This window comes from Halobacillus sp. ABR2_026 (assembly GCF_056158545.1).
Window position 1 is genome coordinate 2614521 of sequence record NZ_JBSWTM010000001.1, and the last position, 15891, is coordinate 2630411.

The following is a 15891-nucleotide window of genomic DNA, read 5'->3' on the forward strand; positions in this document are numbered from 1 at the left end:
GGATTATCATTTATTCGCTCAATTTTTCACGTACGGAATTACGATCGAATTTAAGCTGTGTACCATCTTGTACAGAAATCACAAGAGTACCTTCATCAATCGCATGAATCGTTCCGTGAAGTCCTCCGATTGTTATTACTCTATCGCCTTTTTGGAGGTCCGACTGCATTTGTTGTACTTTCTTCTGTTTCTTTTGCTGCGGTCGAATCAATAGGAAATAGAAAATGACAAACATTAGAATAATGGGTAGTAAACCTACTAATGTATCCATTTATTTTCCCCCTTTCTAAAAGTTCTTTGCGTTTGGTTTGTTGAAACCATACATTTCAAAGAATTCTTCTCTAAAGTCACCGAGTCGATCTTCTCTAATGGCTTCACGCACTTGCCTCATTAAGTTTAACAGAAAATAAAGATTATGATAAGTCGTAAGTCTGAATCCAAATGTTTCATTGGCTTTGACTAAATGACGGATGTAAGCACGGCTATAATTTCTACACGTATGGCAATCACAATTTTCATCAATTGGTCGGAAGTCACGCGCATATTTTGCGTTACGTACTACCAGTCTTCCTTCAGAAGTCATTAATGTACCATTTCTTGCAATTCGTGTCGGAAGTACACAGTCAAACATATCGATGCCGCGTATACTGCCATCAATCAAAGAGTCCGGAGAACCCACCCCCATCAAATACCGTGGCTTATGATCAGGCATCCATGGCGTAGTAAATTCAAGCACCCGGTTCATGACGTCTTTCGGCTCACCCACAGATAGTCCACCCACTGCATAACCTGGAAAGTCCATCGATGTCAGATCACGCGCACTTTGACGACGAAGATCTTCATACTCCCCACCCTGGATGATTCCAAACAACCCTTGATCATGAGGCCGTTGATGGGCTTCAAGGCATCGTTCCGCCCAGCGACTCGTCCGTTCCACAGAGTCCTTCATATATTTGTGTTCTGCAGGATATGGCGGGCATTCATCAAATGCCATCATGATATCTGCTCCAAGCGAGTTCTGAATATGCATCGCTTTTTCTGGAGATAGGAAAAGCTTTTCACCACTAATATGGTTTCGGAAGTGAACACCCTCTTCTTCGATCTTTCTTAAATCACTCAAACTGAAGACCTGGAACCCGCCAGAATCGGTTAGAATGGAACCATTCCAATTCATAAAATTGTGCAGGCCTCCCGCTTCCTCCACGATATCTTCACCAGGACGCAGCCAAAGATGATAGGTGTTTGACAGAATAATCTGCGCGCCCATCCTCTCGAGTTCCTCAGGACTCATCGTTTTTACTGTAGCTAATGTACCGACAGGCATGAACATCGGTGTCTCAAAAGACCCGTGGGGAGTATGAACCTTTCCCAGACGGGCCCCTGTCTGTTTACATGTTTTAATCAATTCATATGTGATTGCCATGATTTCTACCCTTTCTCACTGTTGATCCACCGATCATTTAAAAAACATTGCATCTCCGAAACTAAAGAAGCGATACCTTTCTTCGACAGCCTGTTTATAGGCTTCTAAGATAAAATCTCGCCCTGCGAATGCGCTGACCAGCATGATCAACGTAGACTTCGGCAGGTGAAAGTTCGTGATTAAACCATCGATTGCTTTTAATGTTTGAGGAGGATAAATGAAGATATCCGTCCATCCGCTTGCTTCTTTAAATGTTCCATAATCCCTAATGATGGTTTCAAGCGTCCTTGTAGAGGTCGTCCCTACAGAGATTATTCTTCCACCATGATCCTTGACCCGATTCAACTGGGCTGCCGTTTCAGCACTCAATTGATAAAATTCTGCATGCATGTCATGTTCTTCAATCTGATCCACACTGACAGGGCGGAACGTACCAAGACCGACATGCAGGGTCAAATATGCAAGTTCTACCCCTTTCGTCTGCAGCTCTTGCAATAAACCTTCCGTGAAATGGAGACCGGCGGTTGGCGCAGCTGCCGAGCCTTCTTCTTTAGCATAAACCGTCTGATAACGATCCCTGTCGGAGAGCTGTTCTTTAATGTAGGGGGGTAAAGGCATTTCACCAAGAGCTTCTAAAACCTCAAGGAAAATCCCTTCATAACTGAACTTGACTTTACGGCCACCATGCTCATCCAGTCCAGTACATTCGGCAGTCAGCTGCCCATCACCAAAAATAATGTTTGTACCGACCTTCACCTTTTTTGCAGGCTTGACGAGAACGTCCCATTCATCTTCTTCCGTCTGGTGTAAGAGAAGGACTTCTACCTTTCCACCTGTCCCCTCCTTTGCCCCATAGAGACGGGCGGGAAGAACCTTCGTATCATTCAATACCAGGCAGTCGCCCTCTTTTAGTTCATCTGTAATCTGAGAGAAGTGCCGATGTTTGATGGATTGTTCTTTCCGATCGCAAACCATCAGACGGGAAGCTGTGCGGTCCTCTAATGGAACTTGAGCAATCAGCTCTTCTGGTAATTCGAAATCGTATTGCTTAATATCCATGTGAATCCCCTATTCTAATGTGTAATGTATCAAAATTTTCTTATCAAATAGAAAACCAATGAAAGGATTATGCTCACTATTATGGAAGTCATAATTGGAAAATAAAACGTAACGTTTCCCTTTTTGAAGCTGAGATCGCCGGGTAATTTCCCAAAGATGCTCCATAAAATACCGATCACTATGAACACAATCCCTATTACAATAAAGATTTTACCAAAGCCCGTCAAGAGCCTGGCACCTCCCTGTTGAAATGGATGTACGCTTTTGGTGTCACAACGCGCCCTCTAGGCGTGCGCTGAATATACCCGATCTGCAGCAGGTAGGGTTCATACACATCCTCTATCGTCTGGGACTCTTCGCCAATCGTAGCCGCTATCGTATCCAAACCGACAGGCCCGCCTTGGAAGCCATCCATAATGCTTTTCAACAATTTATGGTCGATAAAATCAAGACCTTCCGCATCGACTTGTAGCATCTCCAATGCTTCTTTCGTCGTTTCCTGACTGATCACAGCCTCCCCTTTCACCTGAGCGATATCCCTCACACGTTTCAACAAACGGTTCGCAATCCGAGGCGTTCCTCTTGATCTCCGGGCAACTTCGACTGCAGCCGGCCCATCAATTTCTACAGAAAAAATCTCGGCGGTCCTTTCAACAATGGCGCACAGAGCTTTCGTATCGTAATATTCGAGACGGCTGTGCACCCCAAAACGATCCCGTAATGGTGCAGACAAAAGCCCGGCTCTGGTCGTCGCCCCCACCAATGTAAAAGGAGGCAGGTCCAGTCTTACAGAACGTGCACTTGGCCCTGTACCAACCACAATATCAAGACAGAAATCTTCCATTGCAGGGTAAAGGACTTCTTCCACTGACCGGGGAAGGCGGTGGATTTCATCAATAAAAAGGACATCACCAGGGTCCAGTGATGAAAGAATGGCAGCCAAGTCCCCAGCTCTTTCGATAGCAGGTCCTGCGGTCGTACGGAACTGAACGCCCATTTCATTGGCAATAATCGACGCAAGGGTGGTTTTCCCCAAACCAGGAGGCCCATATAATAAGGCATGATCCAATGGTTCGTTTCTCATTCTCGCTGCTTCAATAAAAATGCTCAGGTTATTTTTCACTTGATCCTGGCCGATGTATTGTCTTAGAGTCTCGGGTCTTAAGCTTAATTCAATGTCCTGGTCCGATTCCTGTTGTTCTCCAGATATCATTCGGTCATCCAACATTCATCCTCCTCCCTTTAAGATTTCATCAGCAATTGCAGGCCTTGTCGGACATAATCATCCACACTGCCGTGCTTAGCTTTTTCAAGCTGGGTACGGACATACTTCACTTCTTTTTCTGTATATCCGAGAGCCTTCAATGCTTCGATGGCATCCTCCAAAACAGCCCGCTTCTCTTTTGAAGTGAGATCTTCCTGATAGAACAACGTATCTTCGTTTTCTTCATCCGGAAGCCAGACAATGAGTTTTCCTTTCAAATCGAGAATCATCTGCCGAGCCGTTTTCTTACCTACGCCAGGAAATTTAGTCAGATATTTATCATCTTCCTGTTCAATCGCAGATACAAATTCCGGCACACTTACCGTCCCGAGAATCGCCAATGCTCCTTTTGGTCCTATGCCTGAAACATTGAGCAATTGAGCGAATAACTGTTTGTCCTCTTTTTTCTTAAAACCATATAATGTCTGCAGGTCTTCTCTAATATAATGGTACGTATGTACTTTTACTTCTTTATTTACAGCATCTTGGAAATGGTATGGATTGGCACATAACACCTCATATCCAATGCCGCCCGTTTCTATAGTGATCGACCCCTCATCGAGCGTCGTCATTACACCTTTCACATAACTGATCATTAAAAATTCCCTCTCTACCCTTATTTCTATCCACTTAATTGTAACATACAAGCACATGTTCGCCCACGAGGAAAAGCCTCTCCATCCTTCTATGTACAACACAAAACAGCCACAACGATCATGGCTGTTTTATGGTTACACTTCATCCTGTCTGGAGAATTGTTTGACGACCTGTTCAAAGTGAGCATGATCTTTAATTTTTATCCCCTGCAGTAATTCCTTCTCTCTTTTCGTTTCCAACGGCTTGACCGGCACTGGTTTAAAAGATTCCATAACCTTACCTTGCCCCGGGACGCCTTGAAAAACAGCTAACTCTCCATTATCCGTCAATCCAAAATACCCGGACTGTTTCGTTAAGGGAGAAATGTCTTCGACCTCCCTTTGGAACACAACTTGGTCCAGTTGCTGTTCCTCCACTGTCCACCCTTCGTATGCCGCCCAAAAATCCATCATCGACCAAATGGTTTCTTCCTTTTTGGTGGTTTCTGTCACACCATCTATATAATGTTCTTTTAGAATGACCGTTAGTTTCAAAGGTTCAGGTTTCACCAGGGTTTCCACTGTTTCTACTTGAGTTTCCTTCCCCTGAATGTGCCTTTGTGGCGAATTGTCTTGAACGTTTTTCGGCGATTGCTGACCGATGAAAATCCAGCCTACGAACACAACCGCTAAAACTGCCCCGATCCCCATAATCCATCGATTCATTGTGGATTCCCCCTAATCAAAAATAACTTCTGTTTCTAGTGTGTCCAGAAACAGAAGTTATTATCATAGATAAAGGGAATCAGGATAATTTTTCTAAGATGGCTTCATCCGCATCAAGGTTATGATACACTTCCTGAACGTCATCATTATCCTCAAGCATATCGATCAGTTTCAGCATCTTTTCGACGCCTTCTTCTTCTAGTTCTGTATAAGTCTCAGGGATCATCGTTACTTCACTTGTTTTAAATTCATAGCCTTTTGAAATCAGGGCCTGCTTAACATCTGTAAATGATTCCGGTTCTGTATAAATTTCGAACTCTTCATTTGTGGTTTCCATTTCTTCTGCACCTGCTTCAATGACCTCAAGCATTATATCCTCTTCGTCAGCCTCTGTAGTGGTTCGATCGATTACAAGGTAGCCGGAACGATTAAACATAAAGGAGACACACCCATTCTCTCCTAAGTTTCCATCATTTTTATTGAAAGCGTGCCTTACATCAGCAGCCGTCCGGTTTTTATTATCAGTTAGAACTTTTACCATAACAGCTACCCCGCCAGGTCCATATCCTTCATACGTATATTCTTCATAGTTGACGCCTTCGAGATCACCGGTCGCTTTCTTGATGGCGCGATCGATGTTATCATTCGGCATGTTGTTTGACCTTGCTTTATCTATGGCTAAACGCAGGGCAGAGTTGGTTTCCTGATCCCCGCCTCCTTGTTTCGCAGCCATGAAAATTTCACGGGCAAGCTTCATGAAGAGTTTTCCGCGTTTCGCATCTTGAGCACCTTTTCGATGCTTGATATTACTCCATTTTGAATGGCCAGCCATTGGACATTCTCCTCTCCGAGACAATTCTTATCTTTTTCTATAAATTTCATAAGTACTCTTACGCATATGATACTACTCTAAAATATATCACAATCTCCAACACTCTTTAAAGCGCCAACTCCCATAATAAGCTGTCTCTAGAGGGCAAGCCTAGCGGTCCTCCTCAGCAAACGTCCGGTGGGACCTCATCTACCCCTCTACCCTTGGAGAGGTCTCCCCCTTATGTAAAGGCTCTGTTACAGTTCAGTGTTGAATTTCAAATGTAAAAAAGACTTCATTATGGGATATTTGTATAGGTTTTAGAGGCTCCGGAAAGTAGTTTGACTTGCTCCATCCTCCCTGGAAATAACTTGCAGTTCTTTATTTTGAGGAGGATTGCCGATATCCCCGCAGGAAAGCCAGCAGCATTATTTCCACCACTGGCTTTTTATCATGGGCATGGCCCGTTCTTTTTTAAATACCTTTTACTTACATTTGCACTTTTTGAGGGGAAGACCGCTTATTGATTGAAGAAATTGCGGAGGCGGTCTCTGATTTTTTGTGGAGCTTCGGATGCCTCCTGCCTGGAATGGATGTTTTTCATTTGATCCCAGGTATTGTTGTTTGTATAGACAATTAAATCCTTATCCGATACTTGTTTCACCTTAGCTTCAATTTTCTCTGGAATCGTTTCATCCCGCAGGTCGTACGGATTAATCATAACAGCTACATACATACGATCATCCGTTGAAAATGCTTGAGCCATTGTAATTTCTTTCAACTCATTTACTTTCTCTACAACATCCATCGCATCCTCATTATTAAAGTCATTATCGTGGGAACGATTAGTCACCCCATACTTGGCATTTCTGAATTCCTCTTCGGTCGTCCGCTTAAAATAACTGTCTTTTCCTGTGGGGATTTTCCCGCGTCGCTCAATCGCTCCATCATCAGCATATCCCAGAGGATGGTAGGAGGAAGATTCTTCTTGCTTAGGTTCAGCGGACTCATCCGTCTGGCAGGCAAACATAATCATGGAGGTTAAGAGGAGCATAGTGACAATTTTCCACATAAAAACATTCTCCTTTTTCCCTTACTATGGGTTCCAGGAGAATGTTTTAGTCTGTCAATATTCGCCAAACTTATTTTGGTGGAGCAGGAGGCAGTTCACGTTTATGAGCCGATCGTTTATGCAAAGCTTCTATGATCTCTCGGTCTTCTTCAGGAATTTCTTCCCCTTTCAAGTGACGGTCAATCATATCATAACTCGTGCCCATTTCATTTTCATCCGTCTGGCCTTCCCACAGCCCTGCACTCGGTTGTTTATGAATAACTTCATCAGGAACACCTAAATATTCAGCCATTTCTTTAACTTCACCTTTAGTCAGGTTGGCAATCGGGACTAAGTCCACGCCTCCATCCCCAAACTTCGTGAAATAACCGGTATACCATTCAGCCGCATTATCTGTTCCGACAACTAAGTATTGATGGTTGGTAGCAATCGTATAAAGTGTACTCATGCGAAGACGCGCTCTCAAATTCGCATCCGCCAGCTGCTCTTGTTCAGCATAAAAGACGTCTGCTTTATTCAACTGTTGTTTAATTGTTGAAAACATAACATTATGGGTTTCTGTCAAGTCGATCGTCATTGTTGGAAGGCTGCAAGCTTCTACAACATTTTTCGCGTGCACCTGATCGTCTGACTGACTTTTACATGGCATGATAACCCCTAAAGACTGGTCTGGGCATGCTTTTTTGATAAGATTAGCAACGACTGCGGAATCAATTCCCCCACTGACTCCTACTACCAATCCCCGAACATTTGCTTCTTTCACTTTTTCCTGTAGCCAGGTTACTATTTCATTAACTTTTTGCTCCACCGGATTGTTCATCCTTTCACACATATGATATCTAATCATAGCATATGCTCAGCATATCGGACAAACTTCTTCCGGGTTTCCCAGGCTTTTTCCAATTTCCTTATTTGTCTCGTCATGGAGGCTTCTTCTCTCCTGCTTAATCGATATCCATAAAGCCATTCTCTGATCAGGTCGGCTGGGACCAGCACACCTTTCCACCAGATTTCCTTATCTTGCACATGAGGGAAGTAAGGCAGCAATATCGATTTTCTAAGTTCTACAAATGGAAGGAAGCGTTGGGCTAGCTGAATATGATCATAAAGACGGGGGCCCGTATGCAAAAGATCAAAATCGATCAATTTTATATCCTTATCAGAATTGATGATGAAATTATGATGCGCAACATCCCCATGAAGCCATTCATTATGATTCCAGGCTTTCTCTTCAACTTCTCCCCATGGATGGTCTGAAAAATCCTCCAGACGCTTGCTCATACATGTATGCAGTTCCTGATATATGCCTCTCTTTTGAAAATCTGTAAATACATCCTTCGTTTCCTCCAATTGCTGGAGGCGGTTTTCCCACTTTATATATAACGGATCTTTAGGAACTGACAATACCCCGATCCCTTTTGTCGTTCGATGAAATTGATGGAGCACGCGCACGGCCTGTTTCCTTTCCTTATGGCGGCTGAAGTCTGCATGCCGTCCTTCTACGCGTTCAAACAAAGCCCAATCACATCCCAGTTTACTAAGCGTGAATACGCGTTCATAAAAGGGGGAGGGACGAGCTGCTATTTTATAGGCATAATTCCAATGTTCGAAAAAGTCCACTTGTTTTTCTATCACATGGAACCTTCGATACCCCTTTAATATGAATGGCTCCCCGTCATATTTTACTTTATACACTTTCGGTTTGATGGTCTGCTGATATTCGATGGGAAGCTTTTCCTCAGTTTTCATCCATTGAAAAAGGCGATCCGTATATGAATCGCCCATCCTTTGCTTAGCTCTCATCTATATCATCGTCCCTCCAAGGCTGTTGATATCCTTGGTTCATTTGCTGAGGGTCCCACTGTCCCATCTGCTGTGGGTTTGGCTGTCCCCACCCTTGTTGAGGTTGATTCCACCCCATTTGAGGATGTTGAGGAGGACCATACCCCATCGGTTGCTGCATTCCACCATATGGAGCTTGCTGCCAAGGATGGTAACCATGTGGTGGATGACCCCATGGACCCATCATCGGTCCATACCCTTGCGGTCCCTGTTTCTCTTCGTCACACCCGCAATCTCCACCGGCTTGCACGCCTTGGACCATATCATCGCTGGATTCATCACCCATCATAGGCATTGGCTGCTGTTGCATAGGATGATGATGCATCGGCATCTGCATCGGCATCATGACAGGGTATGGAGGACAACAATAGTAATCGGTATGGACAAGTTGAGGGTGCATAGGTTGATACTGTGGCTGCTGAGGCTGCATCGGTTGTTGATAAGGCTGTTGAGGCATCGGTCCTGCCGCTGGTGACTGCACACCTTTGACATCTTCCATCTTTTCGCCTTTCAATTCTTCTTTCGGCGAATCTTTTGGTTCAAATGCTTTCGGTGATTCCTCCTTAGGCTGCGGCATAGGCATTTGTGGTAAATGGAACGTTGTATAATAATTTTGCATTTGTTGATCGATACTCGGCATCGTAATCGGCATATTCATGCTGATCGGCTGCATAGGCTTCATCGGTTTCTCCATGACACCTTTAGCTGCCGGCTTCTTCTCATCTTCTTTAATCTTAGGAATCGGCTTAGGTGACGTATCTTTGTAAGGTGGCTGAGAAGGCATTTCCTTCTTAGGCGCTTGTGCTTTTTGTTTTGGCGCCTCTTTTTTCACTTGTTTCGTACCTTGAGGGACTTTGATCTTCATACCCGGCATAATCATATCAGGATTGGAAAGCTGGGTATTCATGGATTTTAACTGCTCAAAGTCGACCCCATACTTTTTGGCAATGTTCCAGAGTGTATCTCCTTTTTGTACAATGTGAATTCTCACATCTGCAACTCCCTTCCTGTGATTCTGAAAAAACAATAAGGCAATAATAGCTTCATAACACTCTATGCAACACAAGCCAAAACATTGATGAAAAAGCCTATAATATTTTGATAAAAAATATAAACAAACCCCTGAATCCCTAGTAATAAAGGGATTCAGGGGTAGTGAAGGTCAAGCCTTTTTAACCGGGGCAGGAACATCAATCTGGTAACTTGGATAAGTTCCCAGTACCTTGAGTTGACAACCAAGTGCTTCAAGTTCTGCCTGCACACCAGGAAACAGCACATGATCGTAGGGTTGATCGACATCTATCAGGAAGAAGTAGTTGCCAAGCCCTGTCTTCATTGGTCTCGATTCAATTTTAGATAAGTTCATTTTTCTCCATGCGAAAGCAGCAAGAACTTGATGGAGAGCGCCGACATAATCTTTAGGAAGTGTAACCATCACTGTCGTCTTATGTTTGGAGACTGGGTGGTCCTTGACTTTGAGAGTCGTCGGAACCTTCTGTACGACTGCAAATCGTGTATGGTTGTTATCGTAATCATGAATATCTGTATCCATAAATTTCAGCCCGTTCTCCTCCGCTGCTAAATGATTCGCAATAGCTGCAACGCCCGGACCTTCAGCTGCAACCATTTCAGCCGCTTTTCCTGTGGAATCTGTATATTCAATATCCGCTTGCGGATAGTTTGTATGCAAGTACTGGTGACACTGGGCAATAGCATGACTGTGAGAATATACTTTTTTGACGGCTCCATCATGATCAGGATGAACGAGAAGGTGCTGTTTTATAGGTACCGTAAGCTCAGCTATAATCGATTGATTGACATGATGAACAAGATAATCAATCGTCATATGAACCGATCCTTCAATTGCATTTTCAATCGGTACAACGGCTGTACCGATTTCCCCCTCCTCGACTGCATCCAGACAGGCGGGGATATTTTCATACCCGACAAAATCTCCGCCATCAAACAAAGCATCCACGGCCATTTTAGTAAATGTTCCCTTTGGTCCTAAATATCCAATCCGTTGTTCCGGCATGATTTCCCCTCCAATTAAGCTCCCGTGCTTAAAATTTCAACACGATCTACAAAATCTAATTTGTGCAGTTGCTGCAACAATTTTTCGATGCTTTCTTCCATCCCTGATGTATTCAGTGAGAGCGTCACATTGGCTTTCCCTTGAAGAGGAATGGTCTGATGAATCGTCAAAACATTACAGCCCGATTGAGCCACCGTCATTAACAAATTCGATAAGGTTCCCTTCCGGTCTTCCAAATGGAAAAACAACGTAATCATCTGTTCTTTGACCATGGCCTGGAAAGGAAATACGGCATCCCTGTATTTATAAAAAGCGCTTCGGGACAAGCCTACCTGCTGGACGGCTTCGAATATGGACTCTACTTTCCCGCGCTCCAACAGCTCTTTAGCCTCAATCGTCTTCATCATAGCTTCAGGAAGAATGTCGCTACGGACTAAATAAAATTTTTCATTGTAATCCGCCATGAAAAATCCTCCCTTTTAATCGACGAACTCAAATTCATAATCCATCAGTCTTACCGTATCGCCGTCTTTTGCTCCCCGTTTTCTAAGAGCATCATCGACACCCATGCTCCGCATTTGACGTGCAAAACGATTAATGGATTGATCATGAGCAAAGTCTGTTCTCTTAAACAGGGATTCAATTTTCTCGCCGTACAATACATAGGCACCGTCATCAGCACGAGTGATCTTGAACGGTGCTTCTTCTTTTTCAAACTTGTAGATGACTCTTTCATCCACTTCTTCGACTTGTTCTTCCTGTTTCGGAATTTCGTCAAGCTTATCCGCAACCGCATATAACAACTCATTCAAACCGTCCCTCGTAACGGTGGAGATGGAAAAGATCGGAATTTCATCATTGCTGAGCTGTTCTTTGAATCGTTCCAAATTCTCTTGAGCTTCTGGAATATCCATTTTATTCGCGACAATAATTTGTGGACGATTCTCCAAGCGTTCATCGTATGAAGATAATTCATTGTTGATTGTTACATAATCTTCATATGGATCACGGCCTTCCATCCCTGACATATCAATGACATGCAGCAACAGGCGAGTCCTTTCGACGTGTCGAAGGAATTGATGTCCCAGACCGACGCCTTCATGGGCTCCCTCGATAAGTCCAGGCAAGTCTGCCATGACAAAGCTACGATGATCTTGACTTTCCACAACTCCAAGGTTTGGAGAAAGCGTTGTAAAATGATAATCGGCAATCTTCGGTTTTGCAGCGGTCACCACAGATAAGAATGTAGATTTCCCGACACTCGGAAACCCGACTAAACCTACATCTGCCAATAACTTCAACTCCACAACAACATCCAGTTCTTCTCCAGGCTCTCCATTTTCTGCGATTTCAGGGGCTGGGTTCCTGGCAGTAGCAAAACGGGCATTTCCACGGCCGCCCCGACCACCTTTTGCGATGACCGCACGTTGTTTATGGTCCGTCAAATCAGCAATAACCTTATCTGATTCCGCATTTTTCACAGTCGTACCAGGAGGAACACTGACCACAAGTGGGTCCGCGTTTTTCCCATGTTGTTTCTGATTCATTCCATTCTCGCCTTTAGCAGCTTTGAAATGGTGTTGGTATCTAAAATCCATCAATGTGTTCAGACCTTCATCAACTTCAAAAATGACATCTCCGCCATTTCCACCATCTCCGCCTGCCGGTCCGCCTCGAGGAACAAACTTTTCACGGCGATACGCCACAAGACCATTCCCGCCGTCTCCACCTTTAACAAATACTTTCACCTGATCGACAAACATGTATTTCACCTCTTCATTCTATTGTCATTTCAATAGAAAGTTCTTTACTATCAAAAATCGTTGCTATAAACCCTTCTGTTTGAAGCTTTTCTTTCAGAAGATCAGGCTCATAAAAGGGCCCTTCCCATTCCCAGCTCAAACCGGGCGTATTCTGACCACCTACATAGATGGTTAATATTCCTTCATATAGTTCTTCATGTCCGATATGTTCATCCATGATTTCTATCATCCGTTTTCCATAAGCTAATACCTTATGATCATGACGGGATAAATCAACTTCTCCCCTTAGAGAATACCGCAAACGGTACGACTTATGTACCCAGTTGAAAGACATCAGCCATAAAGGAAATAGCCGTGCATCACTGTTCAATAATTTCCGTTCTTCCTCTGCCTCTTCTTTTATTTCTTCCATTTGTGAAAGCAAACGATCCTGCTTCCCCAGTGTGGCATATCCTTGAAGCAATTGAATTTGATTCATCCAGTCATGACGCTTATGCCTGAGAAGCGCAATGATTTCTTTTTCTTCCATCCTCTCAGCTCCCTCGTTCAATCACCCATAGTAATAAAAAGTATAGCAAAAATTCAAGGAAACCAAAAACTTACGATAGGGACCAATCGGCGAACTGCTACAAACAGGCCATTGTAGATCCATGTGAGATCCCGGACAAATAAGACTCTGTTATTTTACAACTTCATCTCAGATCAGCGAAAGAACGATAGTCGCGGATCCAAGACGGAATAAACTTAAAGATATAGAAAAAGCCGCGCTTATGCGAAAAGCAAAGCGCGGCTTTTTTGCTGATGGACTATTCGCTTACGCTTCCTGTGCTACAGGATAAACGCTGACTTTTTTACGGTTACGTCCGTAACGTTCGAATTTAACAACACCGTCCACTTTCGCGAACAATGTGTCGTCTCCACCACGGCCAACGTTCGCACCAGGGTACACCTTTGTACCGCGTTGACGGTAAAGGATGGAACCAGCAGTTGCTTGTTGTCCGTCTGCACGTTTAGCTCCAAGACGTTTGGACTCAGAGTCACGACCGTTTTTTGTACTACCTACACCCTTCTTCTGGGCGAAAAACTGCAAATCAAGACGTAGCATGAGTCTTCACCTCCTTATCGTTGGGATATTTTCATATATTGATCGTATTCTTGTTCAATCGTTTCTAAAGACACCTGCATGCCTTCCAATAAGGTTTGAGCTTTTGAATGAATGGTTTCATCCAAATCTTCAGGAAGAGTGATTTTCAAATAACCACCTTCACCACCTTGTTCGACATCAGGTTCGAATCCACAAAGACTTATCACTGCATTGACTGCACCGAACGAAACAGCCGATACGGCTGCACAGACGAGATCATGACCATAAGGGCCACTCTCCGCATGTCCGGAGATTTCAAAGCCTTTGATTTCTCCTTGTGAGCGAAACATCGATACTTGTATCATCCGATACGAACCTTACGCGTTGATCGCTTCAACGACAAGTTTCGTGTACGGCTGACGATGACCTTGTTTGCGCTTGTAGTTCTTTTTCGGCTTGTATTTAAAGACAGTCAATTTCTTCTGAAGGCCTTGTTTTTCAACTTTAGCTGTTACAGAAGCACCGTCAACGTAAGGAGCACCGACTTTCGTGTTGTCTCCACCTACGAAAAGAACTTTGTCAAAAGTGATAGACTCACCAGCTTCTACGTCCATTTTTTCAACATAGATCTCCTGGCCTTGTTCTACTTTTACCTGCTTACCACCAGTTTCAATAATTGCGTACATACCTGCACCTCCTCAATATACTCAGACTCGCCATTCAGGTACCGGAAATCGGTTTTAAAACCTGTTCTGTGCGGTTGTAGCAACGGAGTGCTACTAGAATAACAAAATAATGGTACCACAGATCAAAACAAGTTGTCAACATGATATCCGCGACGCTGAACAGCTTCCCGGATCATGTCTAAAGACCCTTCAAGCTCTATTTGATAGCCGGATAGATTAGCATCCTGCCTAACAAACAGCTCCTGTGGAATTCTACTAGAAATCGACTCAGAAAGCAATTGTTTTTTGCATTCTGCGACCTTCGGATGAACAGCAACAATCAATGCTTCCGCATCCCTCTTTTTTAGAAGCTCCCTTTCCAAACGGAAAACGTGTGCTTCCTTAGTAAATTCCACTCGTTTCGGCACCGCCAGCAAAGAAGAAAGACTGGCACTTTCACGCTTCCTCGTGATCTCCAACAGTCCAAGTCTCGTCATTCCAAGAACGTTCGTTTTCACAGGGTCCTTTTTCATCAGCTTTCTCATTTCTCTGACAAGCTTTTTCTCATGAGCATCGTTTTTCATAGATATAAAATCTATCACAATCATTCCTGATAGATTACGCAATCGAATCTGTTTTTGAATTTCCCGGGCCGCCCACAGGTTGACTTCCAGTGCCTGGGAGTTGGTAAATGCCCGCCCTTTTATTTGATGACTGTTCACATCAATGACCGTCATCGCTTCTGTTTCTTCAATAACCAACCCGGCTCCCTGTGCTATCTGAACGTATGGTTCGACCAACTGTTCTTGAAGACTGGTAATGGTTTCAGGCAGTTCATCCTCCACGTCACTACCTAATTGGATCCGCTGCTTAAGAGAAGGGAACTTTTCTTTAAGGCGCTTGGATTCAATCCCATCATCAATCACAATTTTATCAACTGTCGTTACAGGGAATTTACGGAGCAATCCATCCGGTAGCAAGGGTTCCTTCCAAAGCAAACCAGGTCGTTTCATACCCACTTCCTGAATCGATAGCCAATCCATTCTCAAAGTCCTCAGCTCTTCCATGAGGAGGGCACGACTCACTTCTCCTGCCGCTGTACGTATGATACATCCTTCAGTCCCCTCCAATTCCTGGTCCAGCCATGTCTTCAATTCTTTTCTCTTGTCTTCTTCAAGCTTTCTCGATATGGAAATTTCCCCTCCTGAAAACGGCTGGTATACACTATACAGACCGGGAAACGTCACGTCAGCTGTCAATTGAGCCCCTTTCTTCCCAACAGGATCTTTCACCGCCTGTACAATGATCTTTTCACCTACGTGGAGAGCTTTAGATAATTCCCCTTTACACCAGGGGATCATCTCTTTACGCAAAAAACCTGACTGCTCTTTTCCAATATCTACAAAAGCGGCGCCCAATCCAGATTCCAGGCGTTCTATTTTCCCAACAAAAATAGAACCCGTGAGCGTGTCTGCCCCGGGCCGGTCTACCATATATTCACGGATTTCTCCATCCTCAATAACGACTCCCGATTTTTCTGCTGGTTTTGTATGGATAATTAGCTTCCTCATA

The 15891-nt window shown here is 43.9% G+C and carries 20 protein-coding genes and 1 other annotated feature; all 20 genes read right to left on the reverse strand.

All coding sequences use genetic code 11. The annotated features are described in order from the left end of the window. Window positions 1-10 precede the first annotated feature (10 nt). A complete protein-coding gene (gene yajC, locus ACXADE_RS13635; RefSeq protein WP_474981002.1) occupies window positions 11-271 on the reverse strand; it encodes a preprotein translocase subunit YajC in 261 nt (86 codons plus the stop codon). A 15-nt stretch (window positions 272-286) separates the two neighbouring features. Further along, the gene (gene tgt / locus ACXADE_RS13640) at window positions 287-1423 is read right to left on the reverse strand and encodes a tRNA guanosine(34) transglycosylase Tgt (protein ID WP_474981003.1); all 1137 of its coding nucleotides are present in this window, start codon (window positions 1421-1423) and stop codon (window positions 287-289) included. A gap of 33 nt (window positions 1424-1456) precedes the next feature. Next, entirely contained in the window at window positions 1457-2482 is a 1026-nt protein-coding gene (gene queA / locus ACXADE_RS13645; protein ID WP_474981004.1) for a tRNA preQ1(34) S-adenosylmethionine ribosyltransferase-isomerase QueA, read from the reverse strand. Window positions 2483-2511: 29 nt separating this feature from the next. Further along, window positions 2512-2709 (reverse strand): DUF2905 domain-containing protein, encoded by a 198-nt coding sequence (locus ACXADE_RS13650; RefSeq protein ID WP_474981005.1) that lies wholly within the window; start codon window positions 2707-2709, stop codon window positions 2512-2514. Beyond that, window positions 2706-3707, reverse strand: a complete 1002-nt coding sequence (gene ruvB / locus ACXADE_RS13655; protein WP_474982230.1) for a Holliday junction branch migration DNA helicase RuvB — start codon at window positions 3705-3707, stop codon at window positions 2706-2708. Before ruvB ends, ACXADE_RS13650 begins: the two co-directional genes overlap by 4 nt. A gap of 17 nt (window positions 3708-3724) precedes the next feature. After that, window positions 3725-4342 carry a Holliday junction branch migration protein RuvA gene (gene ruvA, locus ACXADE_RS13660; RefSeq protein ID WP_474981006.1) on the reverse strand — a complete coding sequence of 206 codons (618 nt, stop codon included), beginning with the start codon at window positions 4340-4342 and terminating at the stop codon, window positions 3725-3727. A 135-nt stretch (window positions 4343-4477) separates the two neighbouring features. Then, window positions 4478-5047: a BofC C-terminal domain-containing protein gene (locus ACXADE_RS13665; RefSeq protein WP_474981007.1), complete on the reverse strand. Its 570-nt coding sequence runs from the start codon at window positions 5045-5047 to the stop codon at window positions 4478-4480. 79 nt (window positions 5048-5126) lie between these two features. Further along, window positions 5127-5879 (reverse strand): YebC/PmpR family DNA-binding transcriptional regulator, encoded by a 753-nt coding sequence (locus ACXADE_RS13670; RefSeq protein ID WP_474981008.1) that lies wholly within the window; start codon window positions 5877-5879, stop codon window positions 5127-5129. Between the two features lie 499 nt (window positions 5880-6378). Continuing rightward, window positions 6379-6930 carry a YhcN/YlaJ family sporulation lipoprotein gene (locus ACXADE_RS13675; protein WP_474981009.1) on the reverse strand — a complete coding sequence of 184 codons (552 nt, stop codon included), beginning with the start codon at window positions 6928-6930 and terminating at the stop codon, window positions 6379-6381. A 70-nt stretch (window positions 6931-7000) separates the two neighbouring features. Beyond that, window positions 7001-7738 (reverse strand): NAD(+) synthase, encoded by a 738-nt coding sequence (gene nadE, locus ACXADE_RS13680; protein WP_474981010.1) that lies wholly within the window; start codon window positions 7736-7738, stop codon window positions 7001-7003. Window positions 7739-7773: 35 nt separating this feature from the next. Then, on the reverse strand, window positions 7774-8733 hold the full coding sequence (locus tag ACXADE_RS13685; RefSeq protein WP_474981011.1) for a phosphotransferase: 960 nt from the start codon (window positions 8731-8733) through the stop codon (window positions 7774-7776). Next, window positions 8723-9763, reverse strand: a complete 1041-nt coding sequence (safA, locus tag ACXADE_RS13690; protein WP_474981012.1) for a SafA/ExsA family spore coat assembly protein — start codon at window positions 9761-9763, stop codon at window positions 8723-8725. The genes ACXADE_RS13685 and safA overlap by 11 nt, the downstream gene beginning before the upstream one ends. Before the next feature lie 171 nt (window positions 9764-9934). Continuing rightward, window positions 9935-10807 (reverse strand): prephenate dehydratase, encoded by an 873-nt coding sequence (pheA, locus tag ACXADE_RS13695; RefSeq protein WP_474981013.1) that lies wholly within the window; start codon window positions 10805-10807, stop codon window positions 9935-9937. A 14-nt stretch (window positions 10808-10821) separates the two neighbouring features. Next, window positions 10822-11271, reverse strand: a complete 450-nt coding sequence (locus tag ACXADE_RS13700; protein WP_474981014.1) for an ACT domain-containing protein — start codon at window positions 11269-11271, stop codon at window positions 10822-10824. A 15-nt stretch (window positions 11272-11286) separates the two neighbouring features. After that, window positions 11287-12570 carry a GTPase ObgE gene (gene obgE / locus ACXADE_RS13705; RefSeq protein WP_474981015.1) on the reverse strand — a complete coding sequence of 428 codons (1284 nt, stop codon included), beginning with the start codon at window positions 12568-12570 and terminating at the stop codon, window positions 11287-11289. Window positions 12571-12583: 13 nt separating this feature from the next. Further along, window positions 12584-13099 (reverse strand): Spo0B domain-containing protein, encoded by a 516-nt coding sequence (locus ACXADE_RS13710; RefSeq protein ID WP_474981016.1) that lies wholly within the window; start codon window positions 13097-13099, stop codon window positions 12584-12586. A gap of 285 nt (window positions 13100-13384) precedes the next feature. After that, window positions 13385-13675 carry a 50S ribosomal protein L27 gene (rpmA, locus tag ACXADE_RS13715; RefSeq protein ID WP_035509352.1) on the reverse strand — a complete coding sequence of 97 codons (291 nt, stop codon included), beginning with the start codon at window positions 13673-13675 and terminating at the stop codon, window positions 13385-13387. A gap of 14 nt (window positions 13676-13689) precedes the next feature. Further along, window positions 13690-14019: a ribosomal-processing cysteine protease Prp gene (locus tag ACXADE_RS13720; RefSeq protein WP_474981017.1), complete on the reverse strand. Its 330-nt coding sequence runs from the start codon at window positions 14017-14019 to the stop codon at window positions 13690-13692. A gap of 12 nt (window positions 14020-14031) precedes the next feature. After that, window positions 14032-14340, reverse strand: a complete 309-nt coding sequence (gene rplU, locus ACXADE_RS13725) for a 50S ribosomal protein L21 (protein WP_220585339.1) — start codon at window positions 14338-14340, stop codon at window positions 14032-14034. Window positions 14341-14353: 13 nt separating this feature from the next. Continuing rightward, window positions 14354-14426, reverse strand: a sequence feature (ribosomal protein L21 leader region). Between the two features lie 36 nt (window positions 14427-14462). Next, entirely contained in the window at window positions 14463-15890 is a 1428-nt protein-coding gene (locus tag ACXADE_RS13730) for a ribonuclease E/G (protein WP_474981018.1), read from the reverse strand. Between the last annotated feature and the right edge of the window lies 1 nt (window position 15891).